Source organism: Pseudomonas sp. FP2300 (assembly GCF_030687595.1).
GTDB classification, from domain to species: domain Bacteria; phylum Pseudomonadota; class Gammaproteobacteria; order Pseudomonadales; family Pseudomonadaceae; genus Aquipseudomonas; species Aquipseudomonas bijieensis.
In genome coordinates this window covers 2853370-2870472 of the sequence record NZ_CP117440.1, presented here as the reverse complement: position 1 = coordinate 2870472, position 17103 = coordinate 2853370, and the positions used below count along the sequence as shown (strand labels likewise).

The following is a 17103-nucleotide window of genomic DNA, read 5'->3' as shown; positions in this document are numbered from 1 at the left end:
CTCTAGACGTCCAGCCTCCACTCCCCTATAAAGCCATTTCAGGAATATTTTATTCCCAACAAGAAAATAAGCTCATGGATGAGCCTGCCGCCCGTTGATGATTTTTTTCGCTATGCGATGAGCTGCCGCCATCATCCCGAGGACGTGTCATGCAACACGAAAAAAACCATTTCATCATCAAGATCACCTGTCCTGCGGTGTCCGGCATCGTCGCTGCCGTCACCACCTATCTGGCGGACAACCGTTGCTACATCGGGGAGATGGCGCAATTCGACGACGACTTCAGCGGTCGTTTTTTCATGCGTGCGGTGTTTCGCTTCAACGACGGCCACTCAGGCGACCTGCAACAGATCAAGGACGGTTTCGCCCAGGTCGCCCAAGCCTTCGACATGACCTGGGAATTGCATGACACCCGCGAGCCGATGCGCGTGTTGCTGATGGTCAGCAAGTTCGACCACTGCCTGACCGACCTGCTCTACCGCTACCACAAGGGCGAGATGGACATGACCATCACTGCCATCGTCTCCAACCACCTCGACCTGCGCCCGATGGCCGAACGCGAAGGTATTCGCTTCATTTACCTGCCAGTGACCAAGGAGACCAAGGCCCGGCAGGAAGCCGAGCTGATGAAGATCGTCGACGACACCGGCACCGAGCTCGTGGTGTTGGCGCGCTACATGCAGATTCTTTCCGATGACCTGTGCAGGCAACTCTCGGGCCGGGCGATCAACATTCACCATTCGTTCCTGCCCGGCTTCAAAGGCGCCAAGCCTTATCACCAGGCCTACCAGCGTGGCGTGAAACTGATTGGCGCCACCGCTCATTACGTCACCAGCGACCTCGATGAGGGACCGATCATTGAGCAGGAAGTGCAGCGCGTCGACCACGTCTACCTGCCTGACGACCTGGTGGCCACCGGCCGTGACACCGAAACCGTAGCCCTGTCCAAGGCGGTCAAATACCACCTGGAGCACCGGGTTTTCCTCAATCAGGACAGAACGGTGATCTTCCGGTGAACACGCACAAACTGATCGACGGCAAAGCCACCGCCGCCCGCGTGCTGGTGCAGGTCCGCGAGGACGTAGCGCGTCTGCGCGAGCGCGCCATTCAACCGGCGCTGGCGGTGATCCTGGTGGGCAGCGATCCAGCCAGCCAGGTCTATGTGCGCAACAAGATCCTGCGCGCCGAAGAGGTGGGTATCCGCTCGCTGGAACATCGGCTGCCCATGGATACCAGCACTGAGCAGTTACTCATTCTGATCGCCCGATTGAATGCCGATCACTCGATCCACGGCATTCTTCTGCAACTGCCACTGCCCGCTCATATCGATGAATTACGGGCACTGGAGGCAATCGCACCGGACAAGGACGTCGACGGATTCCACAGTCAGAACGTCGGCGGCCTCAGCCAGGGTCGTACGGTACTCGCACCTTGCACCCCCAGTGGTTGTTTGTATTTGCTGGAGCAAACCTGTGGTGATCTGCGCGGTAAGCACGCAGTAGTGATCGGCCGCTCGAACATCGTCGGCAAACCCATGGCCGCGCTGTTGCTGCAGGCCGATTGCTCGGTGACCGTCTTGCATTCGCGCAGCCCGGATCCCCAGGCGCTGTGCCGGCAGGCCGACATCGTCATCGCCGCCGTGGGTCGTCCCCGGCTGATCGACGCCAGTTGGCTCAAGCCTGGCGCCGTGGTGATCGACGTCGGCATTAACCGCATCGAAGACGATGGCCGCAGCCGTCTGGTGGGCGATGTCGACTTCGACAGCGCCCTGGCCCATGTCGCGGCGATCACCCCGGTGCCCGGTGGTGTCGGCCCGATGACCATTGCCTTCCTGATGAAAAACACTGTCACCGCAGCCCTTGCACAACACCAGGCCCAACGCAGCCAATCGGAGGCCCTATGCCATTCAATCTATTGAAATACGGGCTGAGTTCGGAGTACCCGGTGGAAGTGGATTTGCCGCCACCCCGCGAACTCAAGTCGAGCTATGACGTGGTGATCATTGGTGCCGGTGGCCACGGCCTGGCCATCGCGTACTACCTGGCCAAGTACCACGGCATCACCAACGTCGCGGTGTTGGAGAAGTCCTACCTGGGCGGCGGCAATACCGCGCGCAACACGGCGGTGATCCGCTCCAACTACCTGACCAGCGAAGGCGTGCGCTTTTATGCCGAGTCAGTGCGGATGTTCCAATCGCTGTCCAACGAATTCGATTTCAACATCATGTACTCCGAGCGCGGCCAACTGACCCTGGCCCACACCGACGCCACGGTGCGGTCGTTCCGCCAGCGCGCCGAAGTCAACAAGCACTTCGGCGGCCGCAGCGAGATGATCGACCGCCAGCAGATCCGTGAACTGGTGCCCAGTCTCAACCTCGATCCCGGCCACTTGCCGGTACTCGCCGGCCTGTGGCACATCGACGGCGCCACCGCCCGCCACGACGCTGTGGCCTGGGGTTACGCCAAACAAGCCGCCAAGCGTGGCGTGGAAATCCATCAGCTCACCGAAGTCCAGGACCTGATCATCGAAAACGGCACCCTCACCGCGGTCAAGACCAACCGCGGCACCATCAAGTGTGGTTGCGCGGTGCAGGCGATTGCCGGGCACAGTTCGCTGCTGATGGCCAAGGCCGGGATTCGTTCGCCGATCCAGACCTTTCCGCTGCAAGCGATGGTCACGCAGCCGTTCAAGCCATTTCTCGATCCTCTGGTGAGCTCCTCTGCCTTGCACTGCTATGTGCAGCAAACGAGTCGTGGCGAGGTGGTGTTTGGCGGCGGTTCCGACCCCTATCCGCTGTTCAATACCCGTTCCACGCTCGATTTGAAGGAAAGCCTGCTGGCCCATGCCATCGAGATGTTCCCGTTCCTGGCCAACGCCAAGCTGATGCGCCAATGGGCCGGGATCACCGACATGACCCCGGACTACAGCCCGATCATGGGCCTGTCACCGGTGAACAATTACTACCTCGACGCGGGCTGGGGCACCTGGGGCTTCAAGGCCACGCCGATCTGCGGCAAGACCATGGCCGAGTTGGTCGCCAGCGGCGGCAAGGTGCCGGAGCTGATCAAACCCTTCGGCCTCGAACGTTTCTCGACCTTCCAGCAAGTCAACGAAATGGGCGCCACGGCGGCCAGTCACTGACGCAGAGCAGACTATGAAAATCATGAATTGCCCGCTCAACGGGCCGCGCAATATCAGCGAGTTCACCTATGGCGGCGAATTCAAACCCATGCCCGACCCGGTCACGTGCAGCGACGGCGAATGGGCGGACTACGTGTTCAACACCGACAACCTCGCCGGCGTGGTGCGTGAATGGTGGATGCACACCCCCTCCAGCTACTGGTTTCTCGCCGAGCGGCATACCGTCACCGACGAAATCCTGCGGACCTTCGATCCCAAGGAACTCTTCAGCACCCGTGTCGAATTCAACGCCGCTGCCAAGGAGATCGCAGGATGAAGCGCCTACCCGCCCCCATGGGCTTGTTGATCGACCGTAATCAGCCGCTGGATTTCAGTTTCGACGGGCAGCGCTACCAAGGCTTGCAAGGCGACAGCATCGCCAGCGCCCTGTTGGCCAACGGGCGTTTCCTGATCTCCCGCTCGTTCAAATACCATCGCCCACGCGGCCCGCTGACCATGGCCGGCCAGGACGCCAACAGCCTGGTACAACTGCCCCAGGAACCCAATGTGCTGGCCGATGCTCACGCGCTGTCCGCGGGTTTGCAGGTGACGGCGCAGAACGTCAGCGGCTCGCTGGATAACGACCGCGACGCCTACCTGGGCAAGTTCTCCAAATTCATGCCGGTGGGTTTCTACTACCGCTCGTTCTACAAGCCCAAGGGCATGTGGAAAGTCTGGGAACCGATCATTCGCAAGAAGGCCGGCCTCGGTGTACTCGACCTGAAGTTCCAGCCGGATTACTACGACAAGGCCTACCTGTTTACCGACGTCGCCGTCATCGGTGCAGGTCCCGCCGGGCTGCACGCCGCCCTGACCGCCGCCAACGCCGGAGCCAAGGTGTTGCTCATCGAGCAACAGCCGGTTCTCGGCGGGTCGCTGACCTATGCCCGCTTCGACATCGACGGCAACAAGGCTGAAAACCTGCGCCGCGAACTGCTCGCGGCGATCGAGCAGCACGCCAATATCCAGATCCTCACCGAAGCCACGTGCAACGCCTGGTTCACCGATAACTACCTGCCGGTGATCCAGGGCAAACGCCTGTACAAGGTCCGCGCTCGCCAGTGCCTGGTGTGCAGCGGCGCGTTCGATCAGCCGGTGATCTTTCGCAACAACGACCTGCCGGGCGTGATGCTGACCAGCGCTGTGCAACGGTTGATGAAGCTGTACGCGGTCAAACCGGGTAACCGCGCCGTGGTGCTGACGGGCAACGACGATGGTTACCTCGCCGCGCTTGATCTGCATGACCAGGGCGTGGAGGTCGTCGCGGTGGTGGACCTGCGCCAAGGGCCTGCGGACGAAGCCCTGCTGCGCGCACTGGCGCAACGCAAGATCTGCCATCAGGGCAACAGCACCGTCTATGAAGCCCAGCACGAGAAAGGCATGCGCCATATCAACGGCGTCGACGTGCGCCAGATCACCGCACAAGGCCAGGTCGCCGAGAGTGGGCAACATCTGGCGTGCGATTTACTGTGCATGTCCGCCGGCTATATGCCGGTCTATCAACTGCTGTGCCAGGCCGGTGGCAAACTGGCCTACGACGATCAACGGGCCGAGTTCACGCTCAGCGGCCTGCCAAGGAATCTGAATGTCGCCGGCTCGGTCAACGGCCGGCACCATCTGGATAACGTGATTGCCGATGGTGTGAATGCCGGTGCCGAAGCCGCCTCCGCGCTAGGCCTGACCGTCAGCACGCAACGCGTGCCATTGACTGGTGAGGCTCGGGTCAATTTCAATTGGCCCATCTTCCCGCACCCCAAAGGCAAGGACTTCGTCGACTTCGACGAGGATCTGCAAGTGGCCGACATCGTCAACGCCACCCGCATCGGCTATCGCGATGTGCAACTGGTCAAGCGCTACTCCACCGTCGGCATGGGACCGTCTCAGGGGCGTCACTCGGCGCTGCCGACCGCCCGGCTGGTGGCGTGGGCCACGCAACGCAACATCAGCGAAACCGGTGTGACCACGGCGCGACCGCCGTTTGTGGCCGAGAAGCTGGCGCATGTCGCCGGTCGCGCATTCGATCCCTACCGACAAACACCGATGCATGCCCGTCACCTGCAAGCCGGGGCGAAAATGATGCCCGCCGGCATCTGGCAACGTCCGGCCTACTACGGTGATGCCAAGGCGCGTGAGGCCTGCATGCAGGCCGAAGCCCTGCATGTGCGCAACAAGGTCGGCCTCATCGACGTCTCGACATTGGGCGGCCTCGATGTACGTGGCCCGGACGCCGCCGAGCTGCTCAACCGCATGTACACCTTTGCCTTCCTCAAACAGCCGGTCGGCCGCTCCCGCTATGCGCTGATGACCAACGAGCACGGCGTGGTCATCGATGACGGTGTCTGCGCGCGGTTTGCCGAGAACCATTTCTACGTCACCGCCACCACCAGTGGCGTCGACCGGATCTATCAGCAAATGCTCAAGTGGAACGCGCAATGGCGCCTCGACGTGGATGTCGCCAACGTCACCGCGGCCATCTGCGCGGTCAACGTCGCCGGACCCGATTCGCGCAAGGTACTGGAACAGGTCTGCACCGACCTGGACCTGAGCGCCGAAGCGTTTCCTTATCTGGGCGTGCGCCAGGGCACCGTGGCCGGCATCAAGGCCCGTTTGCTGCGAGTGGGTTTTGTCGGCGAGCTGGGCTATGAAATCCATGTACCGGCGCGCCACGGGCTCATGCTCTGGGACGCGCTGATGGAGGCTGGCAAGGCCCATGACATCCGCCCCTTCGGCGTCGAAACCCAGCGCCTGCTGCGCCTGGAAAAAGGCCACGTGATCATCAGCCAGGACACCGACGGCATGACCCATCCGGCGGAAATCGACATGGGCTGGGCGGTCAGCCGCAGCAAGCCGTTCTTCGTCGGCCGGCGCTCGGTGGACATCCTCGAAGCCCAGCTGCTGAAACGCAAACTGGTGGGCTTCAGCCTACCGAAGAACAGCCCGCAACCACTTGAAGGACATCTGGTGCTCAACGGGCCGGACATCAGTGGGAATGTCACGTCCTGCGAATATTCCGCCACCCTCGGCAAGATCATTGGCCTGGCCTACGCCGGCATCGACCAAAGCATCCCGGGGCAACGCATCCCGATCCGGGTCGAAGGCGGCATCGTCGTCCAGGCCGAGGTGGTGCAGTTGCCCTTCTTTGATCCCGACAACCAACGCCAGGAGCTTTGAGCCATGACCAGTCTGAAAGAACAACACACCGGCGGGCAACAGGCTCTCGTGCCGTTGCCCACGTGCACGCTGGCGGACTTAACTGACCTGCCTCGGGTGGGTTTTCGTGGTGCTCACAGTGCCGCGTACTTGCAAGGTCGCCATTTCATTCTGCCGCACGCCCCTAATCGCGCCGAGGTCCAGACCGATGGTAGCCAAGTGGCGCGCCTGTCGCAGACCGAATATCTGTTGCTGGGCAGCCTCGAAGACCAAGGCCAGCGCATTGCCGACGAAGAAGCCCGTTGGGAACTCGATCACCAAGCCAACTATCTGCTGCCTCGTCAGGACAGTCATGCCTGTTTCCAACTGACCGGAGAGCACCTGAGCGAAGTGATGGCCAAGCTCTGTGGGGTCGATCTGAGCCCGCAGGCGTTCGATCCGGGGGCGGTGGCACAGACTTCGGCGGCCCGCATCAATGTGATCGTGATCAACTCCAGTACCGCGCAGCAGGCGAGTTTGCACATTCTGTGTGATCGGGCGTCGAAAGCGTATTTCCGGGAGGCTTTGCTGGACGCGATGGAGGAGTTTTCCGGGCAGGCAACGGATGGAACGACAGTCTGACGCCAGGCAGAAACAAGACGAACTGGAAGCTTACTGCCCCCTCCAGGACAGAGGGGGTTTCCAGAATGACGCGACAAAAGGACCGCGGCCCTCTCACCCAACCACCTAAATCACCGCCCGCAATTCCCGTGGCGACAGGCCGTAGTGTGAGCGAAAGCGCACTGCAAAACGCGAGGCCGAAGCGTAGCCGCTGGCGCCGGCAATTTCACCGATGGAACGAGACGTGGTTTGCAACCATTGCAACGCCATTGCCAGTCGAACGCTTTCCAGAATATTCCTGAAACTGTCCCCCTCATTAGCCAGTTGGCGGCGCAACGTCGACTCCCCCAGGTTCAGGTGTTGGGCGACGCCAGCCACCGTCCAGTCGCTCTCCGGGCTGCTCATTACCAACTGCTGCACGCGCTCGCACAGTGGATCGTTGCGATCCATCAGCAGAGGTCCGGCCAAACCGCCGAGACCCAGGCTCAGAAGAACCGCCTCCCCGTAGTGTGTGCGCAATGCATCCGGGGCGCCCGCATTGATGGCGGCCAATAACTGATCCCATGCCTGTGTGGTGTGCCTGTCCAGCGGGACACACAGATCTGTGTTCAGCGTTCTGTGGCGGCTGACGATCTGCTGTCGATAGCGGAGGTTGAAATTACGCAGTATCGAACTGGGAAAGGTCACTGCATCGGCGATGTAGTCACCTTGAGGACCAGGAAAATTTGAGATACCCAGTTCGCGTCCGGCCGGCATCAGTATCAGATGTCGCGGCCCGACACGCATCTCCCGGTCATCCCATTGCAGCAGTTTTTCCCCTTGGCGTACCCGACACAAGGTGGTCGCGAATATCGACACCCGCTGCAATGTATGGGGCTGTCGCGCCCGTATGACACACGCATCGACGACGCTCTCCCGGTGCTGCGTGCCAATACTTGGGTGCATCGTTTAACGTCCGTAAGTTGAAGTGATGGTCGCTTTGGCCAAGGCGTTGGCATTGAGCATGTAGCCCACCAATGCACCACTGGCCTGGTTATCGAGGGGCAGCTTATCGACTTTCAACGCCCATACGGTGAATTGATAGCGATGTGGCTTATCCCCTACAGGTGGGCAAGCCCCACCAAATCCCGGTTGACCATAATCGGTTCGCCCTTGTACCGCACCGGCAGGCAGGTTCGAACCGACCCCTCTTGGCAAACTCTTGGTTGAAGCCGGCAGGTTGACCACCGTCCAATGCCACCAGCCACTGCCGGTCGGAGCATCGGGATCGTAGACGGTGACAGCATAACTTTTAGTACCCGCCGGGGCATTGCTCCAGGAAAGCTCGGGCGAAGTATTCCCCCCTTCACAACCGAACCCCTGGAACACCTCGCGACTGGTCAACGGGCGGTTTTCAGCAATGTCTTGGCTCGTCAGCGAGAAGTCGGCAGCGTGTCCAGCGAGGACAACGCCCATGGACAATACGGATAGAATTATTCTGGTGTTCATCGTGACCTCATTGAATCGGTGTGAAGCACGAGTCTAGAGAGCGCGCAGAATGATTACTGTGCCGAAATGCTCGATCATTGTGCCGAAACGCTCGCACCGCTATAGAGCAGCAACGAATGGCCGGCACAGGTAGGCTTTTGCGCGCTCGTTGGGCTAACCTTGGCGCATTACGACCCATCGCCCCCAGCGCTGGCGAAACCACCCGTAGCCACTGACCAAGGCGATACCGCCCAGCACCAGCGTCGCACCCACGATGAAGTTCGGCTCCAGCGGTTCGTCCAGCAGCCAGACGCCAAAGCCAATGCCGAACAACGGCGTCATGAACGACAGCACCCCCAGTTGCGAAGCGAGGTAGCGGCGCAGCAGGGAGAACCAGATCAGGAAGCTGGCGAAGGACACCAGCAACACCTGGAATGCCATGCTGGCGATGAGTTGTGGCGTAGGGTTGATCGTCGTTTGCCCCAGAGCTGCCGACATGCCGATCAGCAGCAGCCCGGCGCCGATCAATTGATACAGCAGCGTCTGACTGGCGGGCAGATTCGTCAACCGCGAACAACGCACCGTCACCGTGGTTGCGCCCCACAGCGCGCCAGCCAACAAGCCCATGCCGTCACCGAGCAATGAGCTGCTGCTCGCCGCACCCGCCCCTCCACTGAAGGCAACCACGATCCCCGCGAATGCAACGGCAATGCCTAGCCATTGCGCCGGCTTGAGGCGTTCGCTCGGCAGTTTCCAGTGCAAGCCGAGGGCGGCGAACATCGGTGCGGTGTACAGGAAAATCACCATGTGTGAAGCCGTCGTATGACGCAGGCCTTCGCCTACCATCACGAACTCCAGGGCGAACAACAACCCAACCAGCATGCCTGGGCGCCAACTGCCATCGGTCAGAGACAGGCGCTCACCCCGGGCCAACACCAAGAGCCAGACCAGTACCGCCGCGATGGCCGAGCGCACACCCAGTTGCAGCATCGGCGCCATGTCGGCGGCGCCGGCCTTGATTGCGACTTGCTGGAAACCCCAGATGGCACAGAGGCCAGTCATCAGGGCGCAGACCTGGCCATCCAGGGCGCGGCGGGGGGTCATGGGAAGATCCTTGGGCAGAAATAGATGAAAGGATTGTCTGCCTGACACCTTTGCTGGATATAGTGATTACCCGACAAGCCATCCCGGTAATCCGCCATTGCGGTCGATATGCAGCCTCCAGCCCAACATCTGAAGATTCCTCCGTTCGACGCAGCCCTGCCCTCGCCGATTTTCTTTCGCAGCGCCTGCATGCCGGCCCATGCGACTTACCCCCGGCACAGGCATGCCTGGGGTGAGTTCGTCTACTCCTACAGCGGGGTGATGGAAATCGAGATCGCCCAGCATCATTACCTGGCGCCACCGCAGTACGGCATCTGGCTGCCACCGGACATGGAACACGTGGGGTTCAATCGGCATGAGGCCTGCCATTGTTCGTTGTACCTGGCCGCCGAACTGTGCGACGCACTGCCTGCCGTGCCCTGTGCGCTGACCTTGAGCCCGCTGATTCGCGCGTTGCTGGAAGAACTGCGCAGCGACCCGCCAAGCCAGCCACAGACGCCCGAACAGCAGCGTTTGTTGCAGGTGCTGGTGGACAAGCTGGCGCGGGCGCCCCATGCCGGCAGCTACCTGCCGTCCTCGGATGATCCACTGCTGGGCCCCGTGCTGCGGGCCTTGGAGGCGAACCCCAGCGATCCGCGTTCCTTGCCGCAACTGGCCCGCGCCGCCAACACCACCGAACGCACGTTGATGCGCCGGGCGCAACGGGACCTGGGCATGTCACTGGTGGAATGGCGCCAGCGCCTGAGAGTCATTGAAGCCCTGGCCCTGCTCGAACGTGGTCAGAGCGTGGAAACCATCGGCCTGGACCTGGGCTACAGCAGCGCCTCGGCATTCATCAGCATGTTTCGCAAGATGATGGGCACCACCCCGGATGAATATCGGCGCAGGCACATGCCTGGATGACGAGGGTGATGCTGGGATTGCTATCGCGAGCAGGCTCGCTCCCAAAGGGGGTCTTGGGTGTCCATGAGTTTTGCGCTCACCGCAGGCTCATTGTGGGAGCGAGCCTGCTCGCGATGGCGGTGGGTCAGCTTGCATGGATGTTGGATGTGAGAGCCCTTTCGCGAGCAGGCTCGCTCCCACAGGGATTCTGGGATGTTCATGGATATTGAATTCACCGCAGATCCACTGTGGGAGCGAGCCTGCTCGCGATGGCGCCAGTGGGTTTGACCTCGATTTCGGCACTGATCCCAAACCGCCCCGCCATCTCCCTGCGGCCACTGGCCGTCAACCCCAGCGCCCGGCTGTCCAGGTCCTGGATCACCCATTTGCGCTTGATCGCCACTTGCAGCAACGCTGCGCCCAAGGCTCCGCCCAGGTGCGGGCGGCGCATGCTCCAGTCCAGGCAGGGACAGGCGAATCGGCGGCGTTGCGTGGCGAGGTGCTGGACATCGACGCCCAATCCCTCGAATAGCGCCTCGCCGGATTCACTCAATCGATAGCCCTCGCCCTCCAACGCCACCAGCCACCCGGCCTCGATCATCCGGTCATGCAGGCGCACCGCCAAGGTGCCGGCCATGTGGTCGTAGCAGGTGCGGGCGAATTGCAGGCGATCCGGTGTACGCGGCGTGAAGGTCGGCGTGGCGCCCTGGCCGATCACCATCAACGCCTCCAGTGCCTGGGCGACGCGCGGGTCCGCGAGGCTGTAGTAACGATGACGGCCCTGGACGTGCAGGCGCACCAAGACCATTTGCTTGAGTTTCGCCAGATGAGCACTGGCAGTCGAGGCGCTGACCTCGGCGATGCTCGCCAACTCGGTACTGGTGCGGGCATGGCCGTCCATCAGTGCACACAGCATTCGGGTGCGGGCCGGCTCGGCAATGGCCGCGGCCACCTGGGACACGCCCAGATCATGCTGCTCTGCGTTCATATTTCGCTCCTCGACGAATCAAGCCATGCATCGACTGGAGATAGTAGCAACAGAGCCTTTCAATCGTCTCGGGTCAGGACTTCCAACAACTCGATTTCAAAGATGAGGTTGGCATTGGGCTTGATGTGAGCGCCCATGGATCGTTCACCGTAGGCCAGGTGCGCCGGTACCAGCAGCTTGCGCTTGCCACCGACTTTCATACCCATCAGGCCCAGGTCCCAGCCCTTGATGACGCGACCGGTGCCGATCACACACTGGAAAGGTTTGCCGCGGCTGTAGGACGAGTCGAATTCGGTGCCGTCTTCAAGGGTGCCGCGATATTGGGTGGTAATCAGCGCACCTTTGACTACGCTTTTGCCGTCGCCCTGTTCCAGGTCAATAATTTGCAGTTCTTCGTTCATGGCGTATCGCTCTTGTGATCCAGGCGCGGGTTTTTCGCAGAAATCAGGACGCATGGCAAACGTTGTCTGCCATGCAGCAGGGAACCGCGAAGGACTCTTCGGTTCACATGGGTATCGACCCTGCATTTCAGATAAGGATTTTCTGATGATCGACTCTCGCCCGCTCCACGGTTTCATTCCTCCCTACATTCTCAATCGCATCATCGCCCACGGCTCCGAACAGCAACGCTCCAGCGCCCTCGGCACCTTGACCCACGTGCGCAGCCTGCGGCACAACCCCGGTCCGCCCAGCACCCCGCCCGTCGCCGCGGCGCTGCCCAAGCCCGGCAAGGCCGGACACCCACAGCGCAGCGTGCATGACGCTCAAAACACCATGGAGCTGCCCGGCCAGCCGGTACGCCTGGAAGGCCAACAGGCCAGTGGTGACCCGGCCGTGGACGAAGCCTACAATGCCCTCGGTGCCACCTATGATTTTTTCTGGAAAATCCTGGGGCGCGACTCCATCGACAACAAGGGCTTTGCCCTGGTGGGCAGCGTGCATTATGGCCAGGGCTATGAAAACGCCTTCTGGAACGGCGCGCAGATGGTATTCGGCGACGGCGATGGCGAAATTTTCCAGCGTTTCACCCGCTCCCTGGACGTGGTCGCCCACGAGTTGGCCCATGGCGTCACCGAAAGCGAGGCCGGGTTGATCTACGCCAACCAGTCCGGGGCGCTGAACGAGTCCATCTCCGATGTGTTCGGTGTGCTGGTCAAGCAGTTCGTGCTCGAACAGACCGCCGACCAGGCCGACTGGCTGATCGGCGCCGACCTGCTCACCGACAAGATCAACGGCGACGGCCTGCGCAGCATGTCCAACCCCGGTAGCGCCTACGACGATCCGTTGCTGGGCAAAGACCCGCAACCGTCACACATGCGCGAATTCGTCATTACCCGTGAAGACAACGGCGGCGTGCACATCAACTCCGGCATCCCCAACCGGGCCTTTTATCTGGTGGCGACCACGCTGGGCGGATTTGCCTGGGAAAAGGCCGGCCGGATCTGGTATGAAACCTTGTGCGACAGAAGACTGCCCAACGACGCGTCCTTCAGTACCTTCGCCCGCTTGACCGTCGAGCATGCCCGCCAGCGCTTCGGCACGCGGGAAGTACAAGCGGTGCAGAACGGCTGGGCCCAGGTTGGCGTCGACCTGACACAGGAGAGCTGATGAAAACCCTTCCAGACCTCGACGACAAGGCCGTGGTACGGCTGTCCCGCCAGGGCGGCGTGGCCGCCATCCACGCGCTGACCCGACCACGGGAAATCGAGTTCGCCCAGTGCGACCTCGACCAGCGCACACGTATCTGCTCGGTGCTGGAGGGCTGCCTGCCGCTGACCTCCTCCACGCCTGGGCGCGGCGACCAGCGGTTTTTCCAGATCGAGGTGCGTTATCGCGCCAACGACCAGGACGACGAAATGGTGCTGCAGGTGCCCGAGGACCAGGCACCCGGCGAACTGGTTCACCTGTGGGACAAAGGCGAAGTGCTCTGAGATTTAACGTGTGGCCGGAACGATCTTGACGATGGCGCCGGACACGGTTTCGATCAGCAGGTACTTGTCGTCGATCTGCACCCATTGCTGCTCTTTTGTCGGCTGCTCGAGTTTTTTCTGTTTCCAGTCTTTCATGGCTCTGTCCGCGCGCTGGTAGTCCGCCGGTACCCGGTCATTCTCCACCAGCCGACGACCATTGCTCGGCGAATGCTCCAGGGCGTCTCCGGTTTTCTCGACCGCCTGCGCAACAGGCCCAAGGGCTCCGAGGCCGGCGATCAGGACCAGACTGGCGATCAGGGTGGGTTTGCGCATAGAAAAAACTCCAGTTATTCAAGGGACTGAAGCTGGGACTTCGCGGGCGGCGAATCATTCCCTTTACTGCAACGACTGAAGCTGGGAGCCCGCCATCCCCCGTGGCGAGGGAGCTTGCTCCCGCTGGGCTGCGCAGCAGCCCCAATCCAGGCGACGCGGTCATCCAGTGATATGGCTCTCACCGGGTTTACGACTGCTGCGCAGCCGAGCGGGAGCAAGCTCCCTCGCCACGGGTCGCGCATGGCATAGTGACGAGCCTGGAACTACAACACTCGCCGGACGCCCTCTCTATGAGCACCACCACCTCCTCCCCTGCCCTCAAGGAAATCTTCAACAGCGCCCGCCTGGAGCACATCGCCGGCGAAATGCGAGCGGTGTATCCGGCATTCGACGCCAAGGCGTTCTTGCACATGGCCAACGACGGGCTGGCCCAATTGTCGGTGATGCAGCGCATGGCCCGAGTCAGTGAATGCCTGCATGCGGTGCTGCCCCTCGATTATGAAGCGTCGCTGGAGGTGTTGCGCGCCGTGGCCCCGCGCCTGAACAGCATGTTCGTCAGTATGTTCCTGCCTCACTACGTAGCGTCTTACGGCCGGCATCGCTTCGACGTGTCGTTGGACGCACTCAAGTATTTCACCCGGTTCGGCTCCTCGGAGTTCGCCGTGCGGCACTTTCTGCGCGACGACCTGGAACGCACCCTCAAGGTCATGCACGGCTGGGCGCTGGACGCCAACGAGCACGTACGTCGCCTGGCCAGCGAAGGCAGCCGGCCACGCTTGCCATGGTCGTTTCACCTGGAGCCGATCCAGGCCAACCCTGACCTCACCGCCGCGATCCTCGACACGCTCAAGGCCGACGACAGCCTTTATGTACGCAAATCGGTGGCCAACCACCTCAACGACGTCACCAAGCAGCATCCGGACTGGGTGCTGGACCGGATCGAAGGCTGGCCTCTGCAAGACCGCCATACGGCGTGGATCGCCCGACATGCCCTGCGTAGCCTGATCAAACAAGGCAACCCCAGGGCACTGGGCATCATCGGGGTGGGCGGCAAGGCGCAGGTCCAGGTACTGGATTTGCAGGTGACGCCTGCGGTGATTCGCTTGGGGGAACAGGTCACGCTGTCCTTCAAGGTGCAATCAACCCTTGAACAGAGCCAGCGCCTGGTGATCGACTACGCCGTCGACTACGTGAAAGCCTCGGGCGGCACCTCGGCCAAAGTCTTCAAGCTCAAGACCTTCGACCTGCCCGCCCGGGGCTGCGTCAACCTCAGTCGCTCCCAACACATTCGCGAGCTGACCACCCGCAAGCATTACGCGGGCCGGCATGCCGTGCACCTGCTGGTCAACGGCGAGCGAATGGGTAGCACGGCGTTCGATATCGTCCCCTGAAGGTGCCTCAGACCACCGCTACGCGTTTGGCCTGGCGTATCTCCTTCAGGAAACGCTCGGCCGGCAGCGGATGACCGAGCAGATAGCCCTGTAGCGAATCGCAGCCCAACTGGGTCAGGAAGTCTTGCTGCACATTGGTCTCCACGCCTTCGGCGACGATCCGCAAGCCCAGGGCCTGGCCGAGGGCGACGATGGCCGAGACGATGGCTGCATCATCGCTGTCATGTTCCAGGTCACGCACGAAACCGCGATCGATCTTCAACTCGTTGGCCGGCAGGCGCTTGAGGTACATCAGGCTCGAATAGCCGGTACCGAAATCGTCGATGGACAGGTCCACCCCCATGTCCGAGAGCTGTTGCAGCACCGTCATGCTCGCGTCCGCATCGCTCATGGCGGTGGTTTCGGTGATTTCCAGGGTCAGGCTGTTGGCCGGCAGCTGATGCGTCTCCAGCGCCTTGGCCACGCTCTGCACCAGGCCGGTGTGGCAGAACTGCAAGGCCGATAGGTTCACCGCAATGCGCCAGTCGGTATAACCGAGCACATACCATTCGCGCATCTGCCGGCAGGCTTCGTTCAGTACCCACTCGCCGATCGGGATGATCAAGCCGGTCTTTTCCGCCAGGTCGATGAACGTGTCGGGCATCAACAGGCCCTGGGTCGGGTGGGTCCAGCGCAACAGGGCCTCGGCCCCCACCGGACGGCCGTTGGCCGCGTCGAACTTGGGCTGGTAATGCAGGCTGAACTGCCGCTGTTCGACGGCCGTGCGCAGGTCTTGCAACAGTTGCAATTGCTTGCGGGCATTGCTGTTCATCGAGGCGTCGAAAAAGCTGTAGCCGTTTTTGCCGGCGCCCTTGGCGTGATACATCGCCGCGTCGGCATTCATCAGCAGTTCCTCGGCGCTCCGGCCGTTGCCCGGGTAAAGGGCGATGCCGACGCTGGCGGATATCTGCAAGTCATGGTCAGCCACCCGGAACGTGCGTCCGATCAAGCCGACCTGACGTGCCGCCAACCGCAGGGCATCGTCGGGCTCGACCAGTTGCACCAGCAGCACGAACTCATCACCGCCGATCCGCGCCAGGGTATCCTGGCTGCGCAGGTCTTCGCGCAGGCGCAGGGCTACGTCCCGCAGCAATAAATCGCCCATGTGATGGCCGAAAGCATCGTTGACCGGCTTGAAACCATCGAGGTCGATGAACATCAGGGCGAAGCAACCGCCCTGCTCTTGCACAAGGTGCATGGCCTGGTCGATACGATCGGCCAGCAATACACGGTTGGGCAGTCCGGTGAGAGGGTCGTGCAGGGCCAACTGGGTCAGTTCCCGGTTGGCCTGGGTCAGGGACTGGGCCAGCTCGGCGGTCCGGGCTTCCAGGCGCGCGTCGAGAATCGAGGTCAGCAAGGCAATGGCCAGCACCGCCAGGGTGGTGATCAACACCAGATTATCCAGGCCCTTGCCGCTCAAGCCGTCCAAAGAGCCACAAAAGCTGCCCTCGCTGAACCGTGCCCCGGCCATGCCGGTGTAGTGCATGCCGACGATGGCAATGCCCATGACCACCGCGGCCCCCGCGCGAGCCAACCGCACGTGGGGAGTGTTCTGGCGCAGGCGAAAGGCAATCCACAGCGCCGCAGCAGACGCGCCGACGGCAATCACCAGCGAAGCCCCGAACAGCGTCGGGTCATAATCGATGCCTGGCTGCATCCGCAGTGCAGCCATGCCGGTGTAATGCATGGCGCTGATCCCAGCGCCCATGATCAGCGCGCCAAAAGCCAGTTGCCACGCCGGCAATCGCGGCTGGCTGACCAGCCACAGGGCAAAACCGCTGGAGAGAATGGCGGTCAGCAGCGACAACGCGGTGATCGATACGTCGTAGCCAAGCTCGATCGGCAAAGTGAACGCCAGCATGCCGATGAAATGCATGGACCAGATGCCCACCCCCATCGCCAATGCGCCCCCCACCATCCACAAATGCGCCGCGCGCCCTTGGGCGGTCGCGATACGCCCGGCCAGGTCCAGCGCGGTGTAGGAAGCCAGCACGGCAACAAACAAGGAAATTGAAACCAGGGCGGGGGAATAACTGCCGATGAGCATGGTTTTTTCTCG

The 17103-nt window shown here is 61.8% G+C and carries 17 protein-coding genes; 10 read left to right on the top strand and 7 right to left on the bottom strand.

What is annotated here, in order from left to right:
* Positions 1-149 precede the first annotated feature (149 nt).
* Genes purU through PSH86_RS12860 form a run of 6 tightly spaced genes read left to right on the top strand, consistent with a single transcriptional unit; the run spans position 150 to position 6951 of the window.
* The gene (purU, locus tag PSH86_RS12885) at positions 150-1016 is read left to right on the top strand and encodes a formyltetrahydrofolate deformylase (RefSeq protein WP_163854092.1); all 867 of its coding nucleotides are present in this window, start codon (positions 150-152) and stop codon (positions 1014-1016) included.
* Positions 1013-1918, top strand: a complete 906-nt coding sequence (gene folD, locus PSH86_RS12880; protein ID WP_163854094.1) for a bifunctional methylenetetrahydrofolate dehydrogenase/methenyltetrahydrofolate cyclohydrolase FolD — start codon at positions 1013-1015, stop codon at positions 1916-1918. Before purU ends, folD begins: the two co-directional genes overlap by 4 nt.
* Positions 1900-3141, top strand: coding sequence for an FAD-dependent oxidoreductase (locus tag PSH86_RS12875; RefSeq protein ID WP_109755158.1), 1242 nt, complete (start codon positions 1900-1902; stop codon positions 3139-3141). The genes folD and PSH86_RS12875 overlap by 19 nt, the downstream gene beginning before the upstream one ends.
* A 13-nt stretch (positions 3142-3154) precedes the next feature.
* Positions 3155-3457: a sarcosine oxidase subunit delta gene (locus PSH86_RS12870; RefSeq protein ID WP_109755159.1), complete on the top strand. Its 303-nt coding sequence runs from the start codon at positions 3155-3157 to the stop codon at positions 3455-3457.
* Positions 3454-6351 (top strand): 2Fe-2S iron-sulfur cluster-binding protein, encoded by a 2898-nt coding sequence (locus PSH86_RS12865; protein ID WP_305490142.1) that lies wholly within the window; start codon positions 3454-3456, stop codon positions 6349-6351. The genes PSH86_RS12870 and PSH86_RS12865 overlap by 4 nt, the downstream gene beginning before the upstream one ends.
* 3 nt (positions 6352-6354) lie before the next feature.
* Entirely contained in the window at positions 6355-6951 is a 597-nt protein-coding gene (locus PSH86_RS12860; protein ID WP_109755161.1) for a sarcosine oxidase subunit gamma, read from the top strand.
* A gap of 105 nt (positions 6952-7056) precedes the next feature.
* Here the strand turns inward: PSH86_RS12860 and PSH86_RS12855 are convergent, their stop codons facing one another.
* From PSH86_RS12855 to PSH86_RS12845, 3 genes are all read right to left on the bottom strand, one after another.
* Entirely contained in the window at positions 7057-7875 is an 819-nt protein-coding gene (locus tag PSH86_RS12855) for a helix-turn-helix transcriptional regulator (protein ID WP_116832108.1), read from the bottom strand.
* 3 nt (positions 7876-7878) lie between these two features.
* Positions 7879-8418 (bottom strand): kinase inhibitor, encoded by a 540-nt coding sequence (locus PSH86_RS12850; protein ID WP_109755163.1) that lies wholly within the window; start codon positions 8416-8418, stop codon positions 7879-7881.
* Positions 8419-8571: 153 nt separating this feature from the next.
* Positions 8572-9501, bottom strand: coding sequence for a DMT family transporter (locus PSH86_RS12845; RefSeq protein WP_305490139.1), 930 nt, complete (start codon positions 9499-9501; stop codon positions 8572-8574).
* A gap of 108 nt (positions 9502-9609) precedes the next feature.
* Here PSH86_RS12845 and PSH86_RS12840 point away from each other — a divergent pair, with 108 nt between their 5' ends.
* Positions 9610-10404: a helix-turn-helix domain-containing protein gene (locus PSH86_RS12840; protein ID WP_109755165.1), complete on the top strand. Its 795-nt coding sequence runs from the start codon at positions 9610-9612 to the stop codon at positions 10402-10404.
* Positions 10405-10615: 211 nt separating this feature from the next.
* Here the strand turns inward: PSH86_RS12840 and PSH86_RS12835 are convergent, their stop codons facing one another.
* Both PSH86_RS12835 and PSH86_RS12830 read right to left on the bottom strand, forming a co-directional pair.
* Entirely contained in the window at positions 10616-11371 is a 756-nt protein-coding gene (locus PSH86_RS12835; protein ID WP_163854098.1) for a helix-turn-helix transcriptional regulator, read from the bottom strand.
* 59 nt (positions 11372-11430) lie between these two features.
* Positions 11431-11772 carry an FKBP-type peptidyl-prolyl cis-trans isomerase gene (locus tag PSH86_RS12830; RefSeq protein WP_003182897.1) on the bottom strand — a complete coding sequence of 114 codons (342 nt, stop codon included), beginning with the start codon at positions 11770-11772 and terminating at the stop codon, positions 11431-11433.
* A 145-nt stretch (positions 11773-11917) separates the two neighbouring features.
* On the opposite strand from PSH86_RS12830, the gene PSH86_RS12825 reads away from it, so the two are divergent.
* On the top strand, positions 11918-12979 hold the full coding sequence (locus tag PSH86_RS12825; RefSeq protein ID WP_305490134.1) for a M4 family metallopeptidase: 1062 nt from the start codon (positions 11918-11920) through the stop codon (positions 12977-12979).
* Positions 12979-13302, top strand: a complete 324-nt coding sequence (locus PSH86_RS12820; protein WP_063320640.1) for a protealysin inhibitor emfourin — start codon at positions 12979-12981, stop codon at positions 13300-13302. The genes PSH86_RS12825 and PSH86_RS12820 overlap by 1 nt, the downstream gene beginning before the upstream one ends.
* Positions 13303-13305: 3 nt before the next feature.
* Here PSH86_RS12820 and PSH86_RS12815 read toward each other — a convergent pair whose 3' ends face one another.
* Positions 13306-13614, bottom strand: coding sequence for an RcnB family protein (locus PSH86_RS12815; RefSeq protein WP_109755169.1), 309 nt, complete (start codon positions 13612-13614; stop codon positions 13306-13308).
* Between the two features lie 290 nt (positions 13615-13904).
* On the opposite strand from PSH86_RS12815, the gene PSH86_RS12810 reads away from it, so the two are divergent.
* Positions 13905-15005, top strand: a complete 1101-nt coding sequence (locus PSH86_RS12810; RefSeq protein ID WP_163854100.1) for a DNA alkylation repair protein — start codon at positions 13905-13907, stop codon at positions 15003-15005.
* A gap of 7 nt (positions 15006-15012) precedes the next feature.
* Here the strand turns inward: PSH86_RS12810 and PSH86_RS12805 are convergent, their stop codons facing one another.
* Positions 15013-17091, bottom strand: coding sequence for a bifunctional diguanylate cyclase/phosphodiesterase (locus PSH86_RS12805; RefSeq protein ID WP_109755172.1), 2079 nt, complete (start codon positions 17089-17091; stop codon positions 15013-15015).
* Between the last annotated feature and the right edge of the window lie 12 nt (positions 17092-17103).